Origin of the sequence: Mucilaginibacter sp. R-33 (genome assembly GCF_049949235.1) — a bacterium.
Classification (GTDB): Bacteria; Bacteroidota; Bacteroidia; order Sphingobacteriales; family Sphingobacteriaceae; genus Mucilaginibacter.
In genome coordinates this window covers 5,032,466-5,052,340 of record NZ_CP188089.1, presented here as the reverse complement: position 1 = coordinate 5,052,340, position 19,875 = coordinate 5,032,466, and the positions used below count along the sequence as shown (strand labels likewise).

The 19,875-nt window shown below is 40.9% G+C and carries 19 protein-coding genes and 2 tRNA genes; 15 read left to right on the top strand and 6 right to left on the bottom strand.

The window, feature by feature from the left end; translation table 11 throughout:
* Positions 1 to 74 precede the first annotated feature (74 nt).
* The 4 genes from ACP26M_RS20725 to ACP26M_RS20710 all read left to right on the top strand — a co-directional run bounded on the left by ACP26M_RS20725 (position 75) and on the right by ACP26M_RS20710 (position 2,799).
* Positions 75 to 147 (top strand) — tRNA-Met (locus ACP26M_RS20725).
* A gap of 90 nt (positions 148 to 237) precedes the next feature.
* Positions 238 to 819 (top strand): DarT ssDNA thymidine ADP-ribosyltransferase family protein, encoded by a 582-nt coding sequence (locus ACP26M_RS20720; protein ID WP_176626595.1) that lies wholly within the window; start codon positions 238 to 240, stop codon positions 817 to 819.
* Positions 816 to 1,841 carry a type II toxin-antitoxin system antitoxin DNA ADP-ribosyl glycohydrolase DarG gene (darG, locus tag ACP26M_RS20715; RefSeq protein WP_426582900.1) on the top strand — a complete coding sequence of 342 codons (1,026 nt, stop codon included), beginning with the start codon at positions 816 to 818 and terminating at the stop codon, positions 1,839 to 1,841. The genes ACP26M_RS20720 and darG overlap by 4 nt, the downstream gene beginning before the upstream one ends.
* A gap of 367 nt (positions 1,842 to 2,208) precedes the next feature.
* Positions 2,209 to 2,799, top strand: a complete 591-nt coding sequence (locus ACP26M_RS20710; RefSeq protein WP_426582898.1) for a C40 family peptidase — start codon at positions 2,209 to 2,211, stop codon at positions 2,797 to 2,799.
* A 198-nt stretch (positions 2,800 to 2,997) separates the two neighbouring features.
* On the opposite strand, the gene ACP26M_RS20705 is transcribed toward ACP26M_RS20710, so the two are convergent.
* A complete protein-coding gene (locus ACP26M_RS20705; protein WP_426582896.1) occupies positions 2,998 to 3,411 on the bottom strand; it encodes a hypothetical protein in 414 nt (137 codons plus the stop codon).
* Positions 3,408 to 3,965 carry an RNA polymerase sigma factor gene (locus tag ACP26M_RS20700; protein ID WP_426582894.1) on the bottom strand — a complete coding sequence of 186 codons (558 nt, stop codon included), beginning with the start codon at positions 3,963 to 3,965 and terminating at the stop codon, positions 3,408 to 3,410. The genes ACP26M_RS20705 and ACP26M_RS20700 overlap by 4 nt, the downstream gene beginning before the upstream one ends.
* A gap of 123 nt (positions 3,966 to 4,088) precedes the next feature.
* On the opposite strand from ACP26M_RS20700, the gene ACP26M_RS20695 reads away from it, so the two are divergent.
* Together ACP26M_RS20695 and ACP26M_RS20690 are read left to right on the top strand one after the other, a co-directional pair.
* Positions 4,089 to 4,421 (top strand): DUF6249 domain-containing protein, encoded by a 333-nt coding sequence (locus ACP26M_RS20695; protein WP_176626601.1) that lies wholly within the window; start codon positions 4,089 to 4,091, stop codon positions 4,419 to 4,421.
* A gap of 129 nt (positions 4,422 to 4,550) precedes the next feature.
* A complete protein-coding gene (locus tag ACP26M_RS20690) occupies positions 4,551 to 6,974 on the top strand; it encodes a TonB-dependent receptor domain-containing protein (RefSeq protein WP_426582892.1) in 2,424 nt (807 codons plus the stop codon).
* A gap of 168 nt (positions 6,975 to 7,142) precedes the next feature.
* On the opposite strand, the gene ACP26M_RS20685 is transcribed toward ACP26M_RS20690, so the two are convergent.
* On the bottom strand, positions 7,143 to 7,556 hold the full coding sequence (locus ACP26M_RS20685) for a nuclear transport factor 2 family protein (protein WP_426582890.1): 414 nt from the start codon (positions 7,554 to 7,556) through the stop codon (positions 7,143 to 7,145).
* A 220-nt stretch (positions 7,557 to 7,776) separates the two neighbouring features.
* Between ACP26M_RS20685 and ACP26M_RS20680 the strand changes: the two genes are divergently transcribed.
* The 8 genes from ACP26M_RS20680 (at position 7,777) to ACP26M_RS20645 (ending at position 15,841) form a co-directional block, all read left to right on the top strand.
* Positions 7,777 to 7,852 (top strand) — tRNA-Met (locus ACP26M_RS20680).
* Positions 7,853 to 8,040: 188 nt separating this feature from the next.
* Positions 8,041 to 8,448 carry an EthD family reductase gene (locus tag ACP26M_RS20675; protein WP_426582888.1) on the top strand — a complete coding sequence of 136 codons (408 nt, stop codon included), beginning with the start codon at positions 8,041 to 8,043 and terminating at the stop codon, positions 8,446 to 8,448.
* 799 nt (positions 8,449 to 9,247) lie between these two features.
* Positions 9,248 to 10,432 carry a DUF1624 domain-containing protein gene (locus ACP26M_RS20670; RefSeq protein WP_426582886.1) on the top strand — a complete coding sequence of 395 codons (1,185 nt, stop codon included), beginning with the start codon at positions 9,248 to 9,250 and terminating at the stop codon, positions 10,430 to 10,432.
* A 12-nt stretch (positions 10,433 to 10,444) separates the two neighbouring features.
* A complete protein-coding gene (locus ACP26M_RS20665; protein WP_426582884.1) occupies positions 10,445 to 10,903 on the top strand; it encodes a putative quinol monooxygenase in 459 nt (152 codons plus the stop codon).
* A 141-nt stretch (positions 10,904 to 11,044) separates the two neighbouring features.
* Positions 11,045 to 12,175, top strand: coding sequence for an acyltransferase family protein (locus ACP26M_RS20660; protein ID WP_426582882.1), 1,131 nt, complete (start codon positions 11,045 to 11,047; stop codon positions 12,173 to 12,175).
* 249 nt (positions 12,176 to 12,424) lie between these two features.
* Positions 12,425 to 12,973 carry a hypothetical protein gene (locus tag ACP26M_RS20655; RefSeq protein ID WP_426582880.1) on the top strand — a complete coding sequence of 183 codons (549 nt, stop codon included), beginning with the start codon at positions 12,425 to 12,427 and terminating at the stop codon, positions 12,971 to 12,973.
* Between the two features lie 154 nt (positions 12,974 to 13,127).
* Positions 13,128 to 15,371 (top strand): FG-GAP-like repeat-containing protein, encoded by a 2,244-nt coding sequence (locus tag ACP26M_RS20650; RefSeq protein WP_426582878.1) that lies wholly within the window; start codon positions 13,128 to 13,130, stop codon positions 15,369 to 15,371.
* An 89-nt stretch (positions 15,372 to 15,460) separates the two neighbouring features.
* Positions 15,461 to 15,841, top strand: coding sequence for a hypothetical protein (locus ACP26M_RS20645; RefSeq protein ID WP_426582876.1), 381 nt, complete (start codon positions 15,461 to 15,463; stop codon positions 15,839 to 15,841).
* Between the two features lie 129 nt (positions 15,842 to 15,970).
* On the opposite strand, the gene ACP26M_RS20640 is transcribed toward ACP26M_RS20645, so the two are convergent.
* On the bottom strand, positions 15,971 to 16,777 hold the full coding sequence (locus ACP26M_RS20640; protein WP_426582875.1) for a hypothetical protein: 807 nt from the start codon (positions 16,775 to 16,777) through the stop codon (positions 15,971 to 15,973).
* 27 nt (positions 16,778 to 16,804) lie between these two features.
* A complete protein-coding gene (locus tag ACP26M_RS20635; protein ID WP_426582873.1) occupies positions 16,805 to 17,551 on the bottom strand; it encodes a hypothetical protein in 747 nt (248 codons plus the stop codon).
* A gap of 259 nt (positions 17,552 to 17,810) precedes the next feature.
* On the opposite strand from ACP26M_RS20635, the gene ACP26M_RS20630 reads away from it, so the two are divergent.
* Positions 17,811 to 18,434: a hypothetical protein gene (locus tag ACP26M_RS20630; protein WP_426582871.1), complete on the top strand. Its 624-nt coding sequence runs from the start codon at positions 17,811 to 17,813 to the stop codon at positions 18,432 to 18,434.
* Positions 18,435 to 18,508: 74 nt separating this feature from the next.
* On the opposite strand, the gene ACP26M_RS20625 is transcribed toward ACP26M_RS20630, so the two are convergent.
* Positions 18,509 to 19,855, bottom strand: coding sequence for a BamA/TamA family outer membrane protein (locus ACP26M_RS20625; protein WP_426582869.1), 1,347 nt, complete (start codon positions 19,853 to 19,855; stop codon positions 18,509 to 18,511).
* Between the last annotated feature and the right edge of the window lie 20 nt (positions 19,856 to 19,875).

The window sequence follows — 19,875 nt, the reverse complement described above, 5'->3', positions numbered from 1 at the left end:
AAATTTGCATTTTGATAATTGGAAGCACCTTTCCGGGGTTATGGCCGGATCTCAAATATATAGCACAAATACAGTGCGGGATGGAGCAGTTGGTAGCTCGTCGGGCTCATAACCCGAAGGTCGTAGGTTCGAGTCCTGCTCCCGCTACGAAGAAAATGAAAAGCCTCAAGTTGAAAAATTTGAGGCTTTTTTTATAAAAAAAATCATAGATTAGTTTTACCAAAAGAACCTAAGTCTATGGCCACGCCGCCGCAAGAAGGGAAGTTATTATACCATTTAACCTCTTTCAAGAATATTGAAAGCATATTTCGAAATGGCTTGATTGCAAGGAATGATTTGAATAGTTTCGATGATGTTGCTGAACAAAAAATTATCGATCATCGGGAAGCAATGGATCTAAATGGCCTTGTACCTTTTCATTTTTTTGGGGGAACACCATTTGACGGTGCCGTTCAGAACACTCATACTGGCAAGGCTTTTGTGTTTATAACGATAAAAAGAACTTTTGCTTATAGAAATGGATTTAGGATATTAACACAACACCCTCTTTCTTTAACCAATTGTACAACATTGCCGTATGAGGAGGGTTTTAATTCAATTAATTGGGATGTAATGAACTTAAGGGACTATAGTAGTCATGTTTGTAGAGAAATTTGTATGGCGGAATGTTTATCTCCGATTACCATAAACCCCGCCGATTTTTTTTGCATATATACTCCCAATATTGAAGTTAATAAGAAAGTCGAAAAGTTGAGAGATTCAATTTTGGGAGAGAGTGCGTTTTTTGTTAACGTTAATGCGGCACTTTTTGTAAAATGATAAATTACACAATAGGAAATATACTTGAATCAAGCTCGGACGCAATAGTTAACACTGTTAATTGTGAAGGCTATATGGGCAAGGGTATAGCTTATCAGTTTAAGATTAAATATCCTAATAATAATAGACGGTACGAGGAAGCCTGCAAGTCTGGGAAATTTAAAATAGGCTCTATTTTGACATTTACTGAAAATGAAAAATTGATTATTAATTTCCCGACTAAGGCAGAATGGCGGAAAAAATCCGAATATTCCTACATATCAAAAGGTCTTGAAACGTTAGTTACGATGTTGCCAAAACTAAACGTTAGATCGATAGCATTTCCTCCCTTGGGCTGCGGTAATGGAGGGTTAGAATGGACTAAAGTAAAGGCTCTTATTACTGAAGCGGTAAAGCCATTTGAGAGTTATTTCGATTTCACGTTGTACGAACCATCTAATAATATCAGTTCAATTACGAACTCAAAAAAGATTCCTAAACTGAACGCGTCTCATGTAATTTTGATGCATCTAAAACTGGGCTTAAGAAAATTTAATAAGACAAGACTTCAAAAGGCCGCCTTTTTTATCAATATATTTAGCGGAGAACAATATTTTAAATTTAATGCTTACAACTATGGGCCTTATACTCACTCTATTGATATATTAAGCAGAGATATTAAAGAATATCAACAGTATTTTAATTTTACAACGGAACAAGCCCTACAAGCGGCAGAAAACACCTTGGTTAGTAATTCTTTAATCGGCAAACTTGAACGATTTGAAGAGCCAATTTTGCAATCTCTATCTTTATCTAATTATATCGAATCCGACAAAGAGTTAGAACTTATATCGACAATCTTATTTATTTTAACTGAAAAAAAAGCAGTGAAAATAGAAAATTTTCAAATGGAATTTTTAATGTGGTCAGAAGAAAAGGCTTCAAAATTTACAAAGACGGATATTGAAAGCGGAATTCTCTTATTAAAATCAAAAGGGATTATTGCCGATTCATTGCTTGGATTCGAATTAAACGAGCATTAACTATAAAGAGATAACCCGAAGGTCGTAGGTTCAAGTCCTGCTCCCGCTACGAAGAATGAAAGCCTTGAATCGAAAGATTTGAGGCCTCCCGACTACAGGTTTCAGGTAATTTTCAGGATCAGACTGGTTACTTACCAGTATAGGTGCCTTATTTAACGAATATGTTTTACCACGGGGCGGCCGTAATTTTCAAATGGCTGTTATTTTAACACCCATTTTACGTTTTGATGAAGTAAATGAAATAATAGTATTAGCCCCTGCCATCTTTTTTACATTTTGATTACTATCCGTGGGAATTTTTACCTATCATTACAACATGCATGTTGTAATTGGTTCCAAACTCCTCCTTGTAGCTTGTTTATCACTTATGAAGCCGGCAAAGCCTGCCGTATTTCACGCATCAAAAAAACATAAAGCAAATAAAACGGTAAAATTGCATAGCCATGCAAGGTTGAGGCATCATTATGCCGAAGTTGTGGCCAATTATGAAACTGGCGAAACCACACCCGACGAGTTGGTTGAATTTGCCCAAACCCTGAAAGGCATCAGGTATCGGTATGGTTCAAGCAACCCGGAAAAAGGTTTTGATTGCTCGGGTTTTGTTAATTATGTTTTTACTCATTTCGGCATCTCTATTCCCCGCAGTTCATCGGATTTTGCGCCGGTTAAGGGGATTGATATTAAAGACGCCAAATTTGGCGATCTGATTTTGTTTACCGGAACCCGCAGTCACAATTACCACAGTGCAGGGCATATTGGTATTGTGATATCACAACCTGGTGAACCATTGGTGTTTATCCATTCTACATCGGGTGATGAAAATGGCGTTACTGAAACCGCCATGAACGAACGTTACCAGCGCAGGTATATTAAAACCATCCGTGTGTTTAAGGAAGAGCCTCAACCACAGGAAGAGGACGAAGATGCTGTTCCTGATACGTTAGAAGAAGCCCGTTAATCTTAATGTAGAGACGCATCACATGCGTCTCCCGTTTGCAGGTTGCAAAACATGTAAGCCCGCTCTGCGCATTGTGAGATGTGTAACCCCTGTTGTGTTTTATTTAATTGATTATCAGTTACTTGATAGTTTGTTTCTGAATTTGTGTTAACCCTGTTAACCCCCATCCGCAATGATGATCTCTACGTTTCCCAGTTCTTAATAACTCCTGTTTACCAATCTCTGATCAATAAAAAGATAGCCCACAAATCCTGCAACCAGTGTTAATAACAGCCATTTAAAGCTGATAATTGCATTTAAAAACATATCACCACTTTCTGGGCTCATTATCGATAGCAATCCATAGGCCAAGGCCAAACCCGATGCAAATATCCCAAGCGCCAACAAGTTAAAGCGCAGATCGTTTTTACGGTTGATTTGTTCCTGCAGCTTTCTCCTAACGTTAGCGGCAAAACTCATAGGCAGGCCTTCTTTTGGCTCGGTGCCCAGTGCGGTAAATAAGTTTTGATAAGCGAGCAGGTCGTTCTTATCTTCTTCCGAAAGTATTTTGTTATCGGGAACTAAACCGTTGTTCAATAATTCCTGTAATTCGTCGTCATCCAGCTCTTTCATATATTTTCTTTCTTAAGGTCTTTTTCAATCTTCTCCTTCAATAATTTCCGCGCCCTGAAAAGATGGCTTTTCACTGTTCCTTCCGGGATGCCCGTGATGTCTTCGATCTCAGCACATGAAAACTCATTGAGGTGGTACAGCGTTAACACTGTTTTATATTGATGCGGCATTTGCTCAATAAGCAGGTTAACATAAGCTGCGGTATTTTTTTTTATCAGCTCCTGTTCGGGGTTTTCATCTGTAAGATGATAATTATCAATATTTTCGGGATATTCGGCCGGGGAATTGTTCTTGTTCTTTTTTAAATAGTTTACAGCGGTTAAATAGGCTATACGTGCTATCCAGGTTGATAGTTTCGATTGAAACTCAAACCGGTGCAGATTTTGGTGAATCTTAATGAAAACTTCCTGGCATATATCCTCCTTGTTTTGCTGGTCTTGCACCAACCGGTTTATCACAAAGAAAACCAGCTTTTCGTACTGCTTTACCAGCAGTTCAAAAGCCCGGAGATCTTTATTTAATATCCTGGATACAACCTCGTGTTCATTAAACATATTACAGTAGTCAATATATAAGGTTTAGCGGTTGCAAAAAAGAATAAAAAATATTTTTAAATAATTGCAACCGCGGTACCGCATGTGTTGACTACTGTAGCAAATACTTAAACAAACAAGATCATGAAACAGTTAATGCCATTCATCGTAATCATCATATTCTTTATACTGATTGCTATATTCATACTTGCCCTTTATAATTACATGCTGAAAAAACGCATTATTAAATCAGGGCCGCTGGATGAGAACAGCGTGAAATTTCTGGCCCAGTTAAACTCAGGCAACGAAGCCTTAAAATGGGGGCTCATCCTCCTTTGCGCCGGTATAGGTTTTATAGTAATGCAATTCATCCCCTACAGTGCCGAAGATTCGCCCGTTCCTTACGGAGTTGAAATGATCTTTATCTCAGCCGGCTTTCTAATCTATTACTTGCTGCTTCGCCGCCGTAAGGATTAAATAATCAGCCTGATTTATTGTACTAAGCGGGTGGTTTAATCGCCTGTACCATCAAATTTTACAGAGAGAAATTCTCTCCGGGAATCCTTTTGCCTAAAAAATCAACCAAAATCTAACACCCTCACAAATATGAAAACTAAACAAATAGCAATACGGTTCATCATGATGATAGCTGTGTTAATCATTTATAACCTCAATAGCTATAGCCAAACCCCAGTGCAGGTAAAAGGAGATATTGCTGATTCGGTAACCAAAGCGCCTTTGCCATTGATAACCGTACGGCTAAAGAATGCTGCCAATGAAACCATTATGGTTGCTGTTACTAAAGACGATGGCTCCTTCAGTTTTGCTTCGGTACAACCGTCAAACTATTCGCTGTCTATTAACGCTATTGGCTACAGTTCAAAAACAATACCCCTCGATCTTACGCATCAGCAGCAAATACTGGTGCTAAAACCGGTTTATTTGAGTGATGTAATGACTAACCTGAAAGAGGTTGCCATAACCGCCGAAAGACCGATCATCAGGCAAAAGGCCGACAGAATAATTTACGACCTGAAGGCGGATCCTGAAAGTAAGGGAAATAATGTACTAAGCATGATGAGGAAAATTCCTTACCTGTCATTAGATGGGGATGATAATTTACTGCTCAAAGGAAATTCAAGCTTTAAAGTGCTTATTAACGGTAAGCCCTCCGGCAGCTTGGAAAGCAACCTTAAAGCCGTTTTAAAAAGCATCCCGGCATCAACCATTGAGCGGATTGAGGTGATCACCACACCGCCATCAAAATATGATGCCGAAGGTTTGGCGGGCATCATTAACATCATCACCAGCAAAAAAATCAACGATGGTATCAATGGTTCTGTAAATATCAATGAAAGCTTGCCTACAGGTGGCCCCGGCATCGGAGGTTCTGTTACGGCTAAAAAAGGCAAGTTTGGTGTTTCTGCTTTTGGCGGTGGCAGCATCAACAATTCGCCGCAAACCTATAATACCAACAAACGTGTTGATACTGTCGGTACAACGCTGGCGCAAACCGGTTATCAACGTTCAAATAATAAAACCGCTTATTTCGGCACCGAATTAAGCCTGCAGATAGATACACTGAATTTATTAACCGCCCAGTTCAATTATAATGGCAGCCGTGCAATCGATCATAACGGGCAGTCGTCCCTGCTAACCGGCGATAGTCAGCCTGAACAATACCGTTTTCAAAACAATAATAAAGCCGCCAGCCACGGCATTGATGCCGGGATCAATTATGAATTAGGTTTTAAAGGGGTTAAAAACAGGCTGCTTACATTTTCATACATGTACAGCGGCAACACAAATAACAAAAATGGCGACATTCAATTTTTTGACCGGGTAAATTTCCCGGGCCCCAATTTTCAACAAAGCGATAAACAAAAATTTAAAGAACACACTGTACAGGTTGATTTTGTTACCCCGGTAAATAAAATGACCATTGATGCCGGTGTTAAAGCTATATTCAGGAATAACAGCAGCGATTTTAGCTATAGCTCATTAAATGAAACAACTGGTGTATATGAGCATGATGCAGCGCAGTCAAACGCGTTTACAAATACCCAAAATGTATTTAGCGCTTATAACTCCTATCAATTGGCTTTAAACAGCTGGAACATCAATGCCGGTGTGCGGGTTGAGGAAACCGTGATCCGGGCTGATTTCATGAGTACGGCATCTGTGGCCGATCAAAACTATTTTAACATTGTTCCTTCTGTTTCGGTAAGTAAAAGATTTAAAGACGAAAGCAGTATCAACTTCGGTTTTTCGCAAAGGATCAGGAGACCAGGCATCAATAGGCTTAACCCTTACGTTGACCGCTCAAACCCCAATTATGAAATTACCGGTAACCCAAACCTGAGACCTGTTTTATTGAACGATATCCAGCTTGGGTATGGCGGCAATAAAAAATTATCAGTAAACATCGGGCTCGACTATTCGTTCATGAACAACCTCGATTTGCAGGTTGTTAATTTTGACCGGACCACCCAGGTTACACAAGTTACCTATGCTAATACAGGCAAGGCCAGCAGTGCGGGCGTTAATTTTAACCTTAGTTATCCTGTAACTAAAATTTACAACGTAAGCCTCAATGGTAATATGACGTATTTGTGGCTGCAAGGCCAGGCCGGTGGAAAAGTAGTGAACAATAACCTGCTGATGTATGGGGCCACGCTATCAAACGTAGTACGCCTGAACCATGGCTGGGCCCTGAATGCCGATTTGGGTATAAATAGCCGCAACCCTACAGGTTTACAGGGGTACACCAACGGCTTTTTTTACAGCGCCTTTAACTTTAATAAGGATATCGTGAAAAACAAGTTCAGCATCTCCGGCGGTATCAAAAATCCGTTTACCAAATATCGCAACAGTGTAAGCAAAACTTTCGGTCCGCAGTTTAATCAAACTTACCAAAGCACGAATTATTACAGGTCATTTAGCATCAGCCTGAACTACAATTTTGGAGGCTTAAAAGACAGGATCAATAAAAACAAAACAGGGATTGAAAATAATGATGTGGCTAATTGATGATAGCGTATCTGATTATTGCAAAGGCCTCAACAATTTTAGTTAAGGCCTTTTTACGTTGATCGAAGCATTTTTGAGGCAATGAATCTAAGAAAAACAGGTTTGGACAACCAAGGAAGATATGGTTAATTGTAATTTTTAAAAAAGGGCCCAGGCTCGTAAGTAGCTTTAAGCTAAGTGTGCCAGCCCGTCAGGAAACATTCCTTTGGCCACTACAACCATATCAAGCGCTTCGCGGATCAGTTTGATCTTACCATTTTCGGCAACCACGCGCCCCATATAGGTTTGCGGATAAACCCGACCTGTCGAATTGACTATAGCGTTCACATCATATTCGCCAAAGGCCTGATCAGGTGTATCAATATGGATCCTGATGTTTTGAAATTTAAAGTTGCCGAATGTTTTGGGTAGGTTTTTAAGGAAATTATATATTACGTCCCGGCCTTTCCATTGCCAGGGTAAACCTAAACTTGCAAGGTAGGGAAGCTCGAACACTGCGTCGTCGGCAAAAAGTTCAATAGCTGTATCTGGGTTGTTGATCCGCTCAAGATAGTTGAGCAATAATTCTTTAGCTGTTTTCATTTCTTTGAAATTTTATCATCCTGTCCGTTCATCGGTCAGGGTATCACAAAGGTGCAAAGTACCCAAACGCCACACATTGACTTATAGTAAGAACGAAATTGACTTATATCAACCAAATTAAAAGGTTAGATGATAGTGTTTTAAGAAATTGTTGGCCACATGAGCCAATTTGTGACAAACAGATGTGATAACTTATCGTATATTTGTACTATCAAAACAGTGCGGGATGGAGCAGTTGGTAGCTCGTCGGGCTCATAACCCGAAGGTCATAGGTTCGAGTCCTGTTCCCGCTACCAGAAAAAAGTCAAAAGCCTCAAGTCAAAAGATTTGAGGCTTTTGTTTTTGTCCTATAAGTAATCTCGTGGCATGTCCGTTCGTGCGACTTTAAACATTAGTCAGCATAATGTTTTGTGAATAATGGCAATATTTTAATATTTGTGTAATCTGTTAAAATAGAATGCTTTATCATTTAAATAAACCAGTTATGAAATTAAGACTAATTTTATCATTTATCCTTTTAGCCACTTGCTTTACTGCGTTTAGTCAGGAAAAGAAGAACGAAGCAATTGTTGAAAAAGGCTTAGTCAAAATATCCATTATGTACCCTTATGCCGAAGGTAAAACCTTTAATATGGAATATTACGAAACAAAGCATATGCCAATGGTAGCACAGTTCCTGGGATCAAATTTGGTTAAATACACCATTGAAAAAGGGATTGCCAGCGGTATCCCTAACCAACCGCTGCCTTTTATGGCTATTGGCACTTTTTATGTAAAAAGCCTAAGCGACTATCAAGCCGCTATAGCGCCCAAAAGAGACGCCATCCGTGCGGATTTTGCAAATTACACTAATGTCAGTCCTGTTATTTTGGTAAGTGAGGTGGTGAAGTAAGGATAATATTTTCATAAAGTGGCGACCAACTCAACGGCTCAATAAATTTTTAAATGTTAACAGGTAACGTTTGTATGAGGATTGATACTATCAAACTTAACAACTATAGTTATGAGATTTATTCGGATAAGCTGCTTACCTATGTATTATTGGGCTGTTATTAACAATGTACACCGGGAATCGCCGAATACATGCGGTTACAACTAATAAGATATTTCCCGCTGCCGCTATGATCATTGTTGCAGTAGTTATAGGGCGGAGAAGATAGTTTTTTTATTAGTTACTAAACCGGCGTTTACTACCTGCAAATAATGGAAAGCAATAAAATACCGCTAACACTTAATTATCTGGGCGAAAGTCACCGATTACAAATCATTCAAGGGCAATACCATAGTTTGATGTCGCTCATAGCAGATCATTTGGCAATCCCCGGATTTGGATTATGTTGCGGAATGGGCAGTTGCGGCACTTGTGTGGTACAAATAACCTCAGCATATTCACAGGTCAAAAGGAATGTTATGGCATGTGTCGTACAGGTAAATGATGAATTAGCCAATATGATAATCATAATACCTGATAAAACTTATTAGGTAGTTGATTAGTGGTATGCTATAGCCAGATATAATGGTATCATGCTGAGTGTTGAAATCCTGGGCTTCTTAAGGTAAGGGTTCCTACGCACGGCCGGTGTACAGGCTTAGGATGACAAGATCACTTTGTCAGCCGGAGAATTTGACAAATCTTTGTAAAAAACAAATTATAAAAAAGTGCTACCTTTAATTTTATCCCCAAGACCTGAATGAGCACAGTTTTAAAAAATCGGATAACTTCTATCGATTTTCTCCGCGGAGCTATCATGATCATTATGGCCCTCGATCATGTGAGGGATTATTTATACTCGGGATCATTTTTTTATGATCCGCTTGACCTCACAAAAACAAGCGCGATATTGTTTTTCACCAGGTGGATCACCCATTTTTGCGCCCCGATATTTATGTTGCTTGCCGGGACCTCGGCCCACCTCATCGGGCAAAAGAAATCTAAAAAGGAGTTGTCCGTATTCCTGGTGAAGCGTGGATTATGGCTTATTTTCCTCGAAATGTTCGTGGTTAATTTTGGCTGGAACTTCAATATCACGTTCCCCATGTTTTTCTTTATTACCATTTGGGCGCTGGGCTTAAGCATGATCATACTTGCGGCATTGATTCATTTGCCTAAAAAATTAATCCTGGGCATTAGTGTTGTAATCATATCGGGGCATAACCTTTTAGATGGTGTTCATGTGCCGGGCAGCACGTTGCCGGCTTTTGGCTGGGCGCTGCTTCATGAACAGCAGTTTTTTATGTGGCATAAAGAAGTTTTGTTGGTAGGTTATCCCATTGTACCGCTAATGGCAGTTATGTCTTTAGGTTACTGTTTGGGCGGATGGTATACGGCAGGTTATGATGTTGGCAAAAGACAAAGAAATTTATTAATAGCAGGCGCATGTTGTTTGGCTTTGTTCATTGTATTACGTTACACAAACCTATATGGCGATCCAGTGAAGTGGAGCGTGCAGAAAAATGCGTTGTTTACCCTGCTTTCATTTATTAAGGTGAGTAAGTACCCGCCATCGCTTTTATACCTGTTATTGACATTGGGAGCTGCATTTCTGTTTCTTTCATTTACCGAAAAAACAAAGGGCAGTGTCGTAAATGTAGTTTCCGTTTATGGTAGGGTGCCTATGTTTTATTACCTTATCCACATTTATATCATACACCTGATCGCGATTGTCGCGTCATTATTTACGCCCGGCCAAGACTGGAAATTATGGTTCCTGACAAAGCCCATCTGGTTCACTACCGATTTGAAGGGTTATGGTTTTTCGTTGCCTGTTGCTTACCTTGTTTGGATAGGGATAGTGGTTGCACTGTATCCGTTATGCAAACGCTACGACGCTTATAAACAGGCCAACAAAGCAAAATGGTGGTTGAGTTATTTATAAAAAAACGCAAATATGAAAGTTGTAGATCTAACTTCAAAAATATCAACAAAACAAATCCTATACGCTCGCTTAACAGCCTGGGGCAGCGGTTTATTATCAGCTTTATTAATTTTTATGTTATCAGTATCTGCACCTCAAAGCGCCGCTGCCCAGGATAAAAACAAGGTAGTACGCATAGCCAAACTCCAGATAGATTCGGCCCAGTTAAACAATTACATGGCTGCATTGAAAGAGCATGCCGAAACTGCAGTACGCGTTGAACCCGGCGTTTTAACCTTATATGCTGTATCCGAAAAGAATAACCCTACCCACATAACAGTTTTTGAAATTTATGCTGATGCTGCCGCATACCAGGCCCACCTGCAAACACCTCATTTTAAAAAATACAAAAGCACGACAAAAGATATGGTTAAATCGCTTGAGCTTGTGGAAACGACGCCGATAGTACTGGCTGCTAAGCCGCGATTGTAACGTTAATATGCTCTTTATTCTTCCGGTTTTGACTTGCCAATAAATTAAAGCATATTTATAGCCAGGGTGCTATGTTCTGTTTGCAGCGCATGCTATCAATCCCGAATTAACCAATTTGTCATACTTGTTTTTTCCTGCTAAATGAGTAAAAGCACTACGTACCTTGAAACAAAAGGGCACTACCAAATTCTTGACGGCTTACGCGGTGTGGCATCACTTTTTGTGGTGGCATTCCATATTTTTGAAACCTATGCTGATGGTAACCGCTTTAAGCAAATCATAAATCATGGATACCTGGCGGTCGATTTCTTTTTTCTGCTCTCGGGCTTTGTAGTCGCTTACGCCTATGACGACCGCTGGGGCAAAATGACCCAATGGGATTTTTATAAGCGCCGTCTCATTCGCCTGCAGCCCATGGTTATTGCCGGATCAATTATTGGCGCCTTGTTTTTTTACTCGCAAAGCGGTGCAGTGTTTCCGCTTATTCATGACACGCCGGTTTGGAAAATGTTGTTGGTAATGCTGGTTGGTTGTACGCTGATACCGATACTGCCTTCTATGGATATCCGCGGCTGGCAGGAAATGCACCCGTTGGATGGCCCGGCCTGGTCGCTGTTTTTTGAATATATCGCTAATATTCTTTACGCGCTGGTGATCCGCAAGTTCTCCAAAACGCTGCTGGCCATATTGGTATTTGCATCGGCCTGTTTGCTGATCCATTACACGGTAATGGGACCGCAGGGTGATGTAATTGGCGGATGGTCGGTTAATAAAACACAACTCTATATTGGCTTCACGCGGTTGCTTTATCCCTTTTTTGCAGGTATGCTGCTGTGCCGTATGGGTAAGCTCATTCATGTTAAAGGCGCATTTACGGTTTGCAGTGCTCTAATTATTGCCGTTTTATGCGTGACGCGGATAGGAGGGCCCGAACATTTATGGATGAATGGTTTGTATGAGTCGTTTTGTATTATTATCGTTTTCCCGTTAATTGTGGCTATCGGCGCCGGCGGAACGTTAAAGAGTAAAAGTTCAGTAAGGGTTTGCAAATTTATAGGTGATCTGTCGTACCCGCTTTATATCACACATTATCCTCTCATTTATTTTCATACAGCCTGGGTAACAAATAATAAGATCCCTATGACAGAAGGACTGCTTGTAGGTTTGGGCCTTTTTGTAGCGAGTATCGCCATCGCCTATGCCTGCCTCAAGCTCTATGATGAACCTGTTAGAGAGCGGTTAAAGAATCGTTTTCTGCTGAAAAAGGCCTAAATAATATTAGAGTAGGGTGGGTCTTAACTCACCCCGGGATTGCTACGCTCGTCACCCTCTCTGCGCAAGCGCAAAGAGGGGTTCTTTTTCCTTCTCACGCGAAGGGTAAAGCGGCTGGTCCGGCGAAGCGCCGACCGGGTAAGTCGATTTATACATTGATATTATATGATTTTAATAATAAATTAAATGGGCATAAATAAGTCTTGAAAATATCGTTTATAAATCTCATCTTTAGATAATTGTAAACCTTTGAAAAAGACCATCGCTTTAATATTGCTTAATATTTACCTGCTGAACATTGGCGGGCAACTGGCCTTGCACCAATATCTGGTTTACAAATCAAATAAATTTTTCAATGAGCAGGTTCAAAAAGGGCTATATAATATAACAGATCTGACGGAGGTAACCATCCCCGTTAATTTGCCTGCAATTCATGATTGGCGCTCTTTTGAAAATATATCCGGGCATATCACATTTGGAAGGACCACTTACAATTACGTAAAAATGCGGGTAACAAAAAACGCCCTTCACCTAATGTGTATCCCCAATTATGAAACTACCCGCTTTGCCGATAGTAATATACTTGATGCAAAAGGGATAAAGGATATCCCTGTTCCGCAAAAAGAACATGTGCCCTTTGGCAAAATGGTTTTGCAGGATAACATTAGCCTTTCATTTGTGCAATTTGAATTCAATTGCCCTATAACACCGTTGCCGGAGAACGTTGTACAATCGGCGCCATTTTCAATTAGCTCCCACCAGGAAATTCCTGAACTACCACCCAAAGTATCCTGCTGATTTTCTCCGTGTAACCCATTTGCAGGCCGGCATTTGTTTAGGCCTCTATAGGTTTCTATTGTTTCAAATTTATTTATACAATTCAATTCCGCATCTACACTATCGCGGATGATATGCTTTGGCATTTTATCCGTGCGGGTAAATAAATATACCTATGATAAAGAAAAAGATCACAGCCGCCCTTATGCTGCTGTGCGGTTTCACCATAATAGCATCCTGCCAAAGTTCATCTAACGAAGACATGGTGCAGGTACTAAAACTGATCAGTAAAAAGAATAACACCATTTCCAACCCCTTTAACCCCGAGATGAAGCTGGCCTACTGCGATTCGCTGCTTAAAACCAACCGGCTTGCTAAAAGTCCTGAAGTATTGTTTTCAAAAGCTTCACTATTATTAAAGGCAGGGCAGGAACAGCAATCAGTAAATATCTATAAAAACCTGATGGATAATATCGATTTTATGTCGACAGATGAAATGCTGCCTGAGCAGGCGATAGCTTACATGCGTTTGGGCGAGCGCAGTAATTGCATGCTTAACCATACCGGCTCGTCATGCATCTTCCCAATTAAAGATGATGGGGTACACAAGATCCAAACAGGTTCAAGAAAAGCAATTGAAGTGTATAAAGCATTGCTGAAGCTTCACCCGGATGATTATGAATCGCGCTGGCTGATCAATATTGCCTATATGACACTTGGCGAGTATCCGCAAAAAGTGCCCAAGAATGCCTTAATCCCAGGCCTTAACGCCGACCCGGATACTGTATCACAGGTTAAACCATTTGTTGACGTGGCAGCGAACCTTGGTGTTAATATTAACGGTCGTGCGGGAGGGGTAATTGTTGATGATTTTAATAACGATGGCTACCTCGATATCATGACATCGGGCTGGGACCTGAGCGACCCCATGCATTACTTTCAAAATAACCAGGACGGCACATTTAGCGACCGTACGGGGGCCGCAGGCTTAACAGGCATTACCGGTGGACTGAATATCCAACAAACGGATTATAACAATGATGGTAAGCTGGACATTTTTGTTTTGCGCGGCGCATGGCTCACCAAGGGCTTCGGCAACCAGCCCAGTTCGTTGTTACGTAATAACGGCGACGGAACTTTTACCGATGTAACTGCCATAAGCGGTTTATTTATGCTGCACCCAACGCAAACTGCAACCTGGGCCGATTTTAACAACGATGGTTGGCTGGATGTGTTTGTGGGTAATGAAAATTCGGAGTCAATGTATTACGCTGATGAATCAACATGTCAGCTGTACATGAATAACCGTAACGGTACATTCACTAATATAACTACTGCTGCCCATTGCGGTATTAAGGCATTTGTTAAAGGCGTAACATCTGCCGATTATGATAATGACGGTTTTACGGATGTATTTATTTCAACTATGGACGGGCATAAATACCTGCTTAAAAATAAAGGTAAAACCAGTGTGGGTGTGGATTTTGAGGATGTTACCGCGCAATCGGGCCTCGATCAAATTAAACAACGCACCTTTACCACCTGGTTTTATGATTATAATAACGATGGCTGGCCCGATTTAATGGTCGCTAACTATAACTTTGAACGTACTTTAGGTTATTACAGTGCCGCCGCCGCCCTGGGCAAAGCTGTACCGGAAGCTGGCAACATTTATCTATACAAAAACAATCATAACGGGACATTTACCAATGTAACCAAAGAAGCCGGCCTCGATAAAGTAGTTTACAGCATGGGCGCCAACTTTGGTGATATTGATAACGATGGTTATCCCGACATGTATTTTGGCACAGGAAACCCCGATTTTAAATCGCTGGTACCTAATAAGTTTTTCAGGAACATCGGCGGGAAAAGATTTGCCGATATTACTTCATCGTCGCGTATGGGGAATTTGCAAAAAGGGCATGGCGTTGCATTTGCCGATTTGCGGAACAACGGGCACCAGGATATTTTTGCTCAAATGGGCGGGGCTTACATCGGCGACTCGTACACCAGCTCATTATACATGAACCCCGGTGTAAGTAATAATAACTGGATTAGCCTGAAATTGAACGGCACAAAAGCCAATAATGCAGCCATCGGGAGCCACATCAAACTTACTTTTATGGAAAATGGTGTTAAGCGTTCTGTTTATAAGGATGTTAACTCGGGCGGGAGCTTTGGGTCATCGCCATTGCAGCAGGAGATAGGCGTTGGCCAGGCCAGGATAATTGATGAAATTGAGATCAAGTGGGCAGGAAGCGGCGCTGTGCAGCACTTTAAAAATGTTGCCCCTAACCAGTTCTTAAACATTACCGAGGGTAATGCACAATACAAAACCCTCCAATTAACAAAATTGATTTTCCGCAGTAAAAACATGCCTGGTTGTATGCCGATGCAAATGGCAGTCAAAACAAATTAAATTATGTTTCTGTAATAGAAAATATTAGCTCTGGTTTTATACCAAAATAGTTACATTTATATCAACAACAATTAAAATAAATCTTAACCATGAGAAAACTCTTATTACTATGCTGCATGTTCATTGGATTGGCTGCAGCAGGCAACGCGCAAACCAAGCCCGGTGCCAAACCTGTTGAAAAATCAAAAGACCTGCAAAAGCAATTAAAGCTCACTGATAAACAAACCGAAAAAATTGCGGTAATATACCAGGAATCATCCGATAAGTTTGAAAAGATCAAAGCCGCTGATAAAGGTGATAATACGAAAATGATGGTTGATATTAAGCCACTACGGGAAGCTACCATCTCAAAGATCAAAGCTGTTTTAACTAAAGAACAGACAGTAAAATATGATAAACTTTTAAAAGGTACCAAAGCAGCAGCCGGCAGCGGCTGGGGTGATGGCTGGAGCGCTACAAGCGGTCAATAACCAGTTTGAGTAGTAACAAAATAACAGGCCGCTTTTTTCTTCCAATTAAAGCGGCCTGTTTATTTATAAAATTTGTTTAACCGGCATACAGTGCCATGGCAGATAGTTATATCGCACCTTAACTGATTCCTAATCCAGGATCTCTATGGGCCGGTTAAGTACTTCCTGCAGCGGGATCTTTTGAATACGCTTATCTTTTTTTATATAATTTAAACTAACCGGGAGAAGTATTGGCCCGGCGGTAACAGACCATCCCGGCGGGTCACCGCCTTCTGTTAGTCTTAAAAAACCGTTGCTGATGTAAAGAGGCATCAGTAAGGCCTCTCCGGTATCCATCGAGCCCAGATCTATTTGCAGTGAATTAGAATGGAAAGATTTAGCTGCACGTTCCGGGTCTGTAAATTTATTGATATCGGTAGGGTCAAACATTTCACTTACTTCATCAAGCTTTAAACGGTTGATGTCGAGCTTTACAGATTCTGCTTTGCCTTTTCCAACTTGTTTAATAATTAAGCAGGCTACTGCCGTACCCATTGGCTTCAGCTTTTTTTGCCTGTATAAAGTTGTAAACTCCTCCAGGTAGGTAGAAGAAATTCCATAGTCGGGGTGATAGCTTCCTGCAGTAATGAGATCATCTATTTCGTTCTTCATTACCGGGTAAACCAAAGGGCTATGATCTTTTTGGCCGGCAGCTATTTTCATCTTATGGTATGAGGCTATGCTCATTTCGCCATAACCAATTTCAAATTTCGCGTTAGCGGTGTCCAGCTGTTTGGCAAGGCTGTCCAATTGTTGCCTTTTTATAGTATAGCGTTTTTGCCGGGCAATATAAAAATACAGGTTGCCAATGATCAAAATACAGCCAGCCACTATCAGGATAAGGGCGAGGCTGTTTTTAGGTTGTTTGACCGGTATTGGGTTTTCGTTATTTTCCATTCTTATGAATATCTGATCATTGTCGAACTATCCGCGCCCCTGTACACCTTCGGCCAGTCTCACCGGGCTCAGCATTTTTCGTATTGTTAATGATTTCCGGGCGGTATCTGCCGGTTCTGTATAGCGGATATTATCCGGCAGAAAAATGGTTTTTGATTCAATTTTCCACTGCCTGTTTTTATTAACAGGGTTTGGTTTATCGTAAGTCACAAATAACGGGATTAAAATTCCCTGCCCGGTTGAAAGCCTTGAAGGTAGTTTTATAACTTGTTTCACAGCAGTGCCCTTAGCCCTGATCTGGCTGTCATAGTCATTTTTGCTTTGAGGGTCTTCAATTACAGTAAGCGGCTGGCTAATATTGAGCTTGCTCACGTCAAGCTCAATGTCTGATGCATCGCCCTTGCCTTTATTCTGGATCATGAGGCAGGTGATAAACAGGTCATAATCAACAGCCGTGGTGTCGTTAAAAAGCTGGTCGGTTTTCTGAAGGTTTTTATCTGAAATTTCATTAGTGAGTATGGGATAATCAAGATAAAAGGCGTCCTTCTTCCGGACAGCACTATCCCCCCCTGCCAGGGCATAGATATCATTGATCATGCTGATATAGGAAATTTCTAGGCTGGCCTTCAGATCAGGGTTAACCGGCGGTGGCGGATCTTTCTTAATCAGATTATACCCGGTAGTTAGTAAACCTAAAATAACAGTAATTACGCCAAGCTTTAATTGCAGGCTTTTCCAGATGCTGTCTTTATCGGCTGTTTTCTTTTTGGCCATGCTTCCCTGTTATTGATATGGTTAGGAATATCATGTAGTTGTATTACATGATTGTTTTACAGATGCTTACAATATAAAATTAAGAATAATAATTAACAGCGCAGATATTTTATGTTGTATTTTTTTTCTTTAGTTAAACTCCTATCTTCACCTAAACTTAAATACTGTCATGAATAAATTTTTAATAACAAAGTTGTCTTTTGTTGCGATACTTCTGTTTTTCACCCCGGCCCTGCTATTGGCCAGCACACATAACAGAATGACAAGAAATATAAACATCGCCGGTCTCGTTGTTGATTCAAAAACCTTATTACCAATTGAAGCAGCTGGTATTTACTGGACCGATGAAACGCTGCTTGGCAAAACGGATGTAAGGGGCTATTTTAAGATCTCACTTAGTTTTATGGCCGATGGGGAAATGAGGTTTAAATTAAAGATTATTAAAAAAGGCTATAATAACATTATGCAAAGCGAGCATTGGGGCAATTTGCCGGGAGATACAAAAGCGTTGATGTATTTTGGGTTAGACAAAGGATCAGGATCAAACTCTTTTTCAAAACTGGTAAACAAGGTGATTGGCGATCTGGATTATCATATTACGCTGGAACATTTTGATCAGGTAAAAATCGCCCGAACGTTTGATAATAAACTATCTGCAGCAAAAGCTGGCAATCAGGATGTGTTGGTTAAGGTTGATGATAAACCTTATATTGTTAATGAAACAGGATGGATCGCGATATCTTCCGATAAGGACTCGATATTGATAAACAAGAAACAATTGGTAATTGCAGATAAAATAAATGGCATCGTTAAAAGGAAAAGTATCAAGTGGATGACGCCGCTCGATGCCAAAAACACAAAGCTGGCCATTTATACTAAGTAAACTAACTAAATATGGGAACGCTATAGGGTTAATTTATAATCAAAGCCTCTGTTATTTCCCGGAGGCTTTGGTATTTAAAACGCCTCATTCAAGCCCAAAAAGAAGCCTTTTGAGCCATACCTGCCAAAGGCGTAATCAAGGCAAAGATTGGTGCGTATTGCTTTATTAAATAATACGCGCAAGCCGCCGCCATAGCCTGGTTGCCATTGCTGAAATATTTTGGTACCCGACTCATCATTGGTTGTTTGCAGGTTGGCAAATGCCACGCCGCTTACAAATTTATTCCGCAGTATCGGGAAACGGTATTCTACTTCCGAGTAATTGTATTGCGTACCCTTAAAATATTGTACTACATAACCCCTGCCGCTCCGGAAGCCAGGATCTTTGCCGGTGCCTGGCAGCTCGAGATAGGGGATGTCGCCGCTGATCAGGTATGAGCCCCAGTTCCAGAAGGCAACAACATGTTCGGGGTTAGTTTCTGACAGGCTGAAATACTTCCTGAAATCGGTAGTGAACTGCACCGCGTTTTTGGAGCTTCCCATCCAGCTTTGATTAATGCGGAAGCCTGCATCGACGTAAATCCCTCTGTAGGCCCGGTTTTGGTTGTCGCGGGTAGTGTATTGTAAGTTAAAAAGCAAGCCGTTAGCAGCATAATGGTCGCGGGCAAATCCATGACGGTCGCTATAGATATTGTATGGGGTAAGATCAGTTGTTGATTTGGTATCCTCAATTTTTCGCCTGATATCAAAGGAAGCGCCCGCACCTAAAAATAACCCCTTATCAATTTCTTTGTATACCTTCTCGCGGATATTATAAAATTGCGAATGCAGCGCCCTGCCTTTACGCTCGGGGTTGGCCAGCACCTGGTCGGCTTCGCTGCCGCTTGATGCCTGGCCAATTCCCAAACCATAATCGGGCGATACCGTTTTGGCTGCAACCAAACTGCCCTGAAAATTCCATTTATTACCCGGTGTATATATGTTATGGTTGATATAAAAATAGATGATCCCCTTGGTAGTAATAGAAGCCGATGTGGCAGCAACCGAAAGCAGGGTATTAGGATCGTTTCCTAATTTTTTTCCGGCTACAGCCTTGATACCAATTTGCGACCCGATGGTTGGATTAGATGCCACGTTGGGTATGATGGTGATTCCCGATGACTTTTTATTGGCGGCTGCAGCCGGTCGGCCGGGATGAAGTATGTTACGCACCAGGTCGCCAAAGTCATATTGTTTATATAAAGTATCAGTCGGTTTGGCCGGTTGTACTACTTTTTCTTTAATGCGCAATGAATCGGCTTTTACCGAATCGGCAGGTACAGGTACCTGGCCGAAAGCATGTACCGATATGCCTGTAAATAGTATGAATAAAACTGTTTTTAAAAGCAGGGCAGAGATTTTATGTGGTGTTTTGTGATGCACGCTAACGTATATAAATAATT

What these genes read in the sequence shown, in the direction of transcription:
- ACP26M_RS20720 (WP_176626595.1), top strand. Translation starts at nt 238, where the DNA reads ATGGCCACGCCGCCGCAAGAAGGGAAGTTATTATACCATTTAACCTCT.
- darG (WP_426582900.1), top strand. Translation starts at nt 816, where the DNA reads ATGATAAATTACACAATAGGAAATATACTTGAATCAAGCTCGGACGCA.
- ACP26M_RS20710 (WP_426582898.1), top strand. Translation starts at nt 2,209, where the DNA reads ATGAAGCCGGCAAAGCCTGCCGTATTTCACGCATCAAAAAAACATAAA.
- ACP26M_RS20705 (WP_426582896.1), bottom strand. Translation starts at nt 3,411, where the DNA reads ATGAAAGAGCTGGATGACGACGAATTACAGGAATTATTGAACAACGGT.
- ACP26M_RS20700 (WP_426582894.1), bottom strand. Translation starts at nt 3,965, where the DNA reads ATGTTTAATGAACACGAGGTTGTATCCAGGATATTAAATAAAGATCTC.
- ACP26M_RS20695 (WP_176626601.1), top strand. Translation starts at nt 4,089, where the DNA reads ATGAAACAGTTAATGCCATTCATCGTAATCATCATATTCTTTATACTG.
- ACP26M_RS20690 (WP_426582892.1), top strand. Translation starts at nt 4,551, where the DNA reads ATGAAAACTAAACAAATAGCAATACGGTTCATCATGATGATAGCTGTG.
- ACP26M_RS20685 (WP_426582890.1), bottom strand. Translation starts at nt 7,556, where the DNA reads ATGAAAACAGCTAAAGAATTATTGCTCAACTATCTTGAGCGGATCAAC.
- ACP26M_RS20675 (WP_426582888.1), top strand. Translation starts at nt 8,041, where the DNA reads ATGAAATTAAGACTAATTTTATCATTTATCCTTTTAGCCACTTGCTTT.
- ACP26M_RS20670 (WP_426582886.1), top strand. Translation starts at nt 9,248, where the DNA reads ATGAGCACAGTTTTAAAAAATCGGATAACTTCTATCGATTTTCTCCGC.
- ACP26M_RS20665 (WP_426582884.1), top strand. Translation starts at nt 10,445, where the DNA reads ATGAAAGTTGTAGATCTAACTTCAAAAATATCAACAAAACAAATCCTA.
- ACP26M_RS20660 (WP_426582882.1), top strand. Translation starts at nt 11,045, where the DNA reads ATGAGTAAAAGCACTACGTACCTTGAAACAAAAGGGCACTACCAAATT.
- ACP26M_RS20650 (WP_426582878.1), top strand. Translation starts at nt 13,128, where the DNA reads ATGATAAAGAAAAAGATCACAGCCGCCCTTATGCTGCTGTGCGGTTTC.
- ACP26M_RS20645 (WP_426582876.1), top strand. Translation starts at nt 15,461, where the DNA reads ATGAGAAAACTCTTATTACTATGCTGCATGTTCATTGGATTGGCTGCA.
- ACP26M_RS20640 (WP_426582875.1), bottom strand. Translation starts at nt 16,777, where the DNA reads ATGGAAAATAACGAAAACCCAATACCGGTCAAACAACCTAAAAACAGC.
- ACP26M_RS20635 (WP_426582873.1), bottom strand. Translation starts at nt 17,551, where the DNA reads ATGGCCAAAAAGAAAACAGCCGATAAAGACAGCATCTGGAAAAGCCTG.
- ACP26M_RS20630 (WP_426582871.1), top strand. Translation starts at nt 17,811, where the DNA reads ATGACAAGAAATATAAACATCGCCGGTCTCGTTGTTGATTCAAAAACC.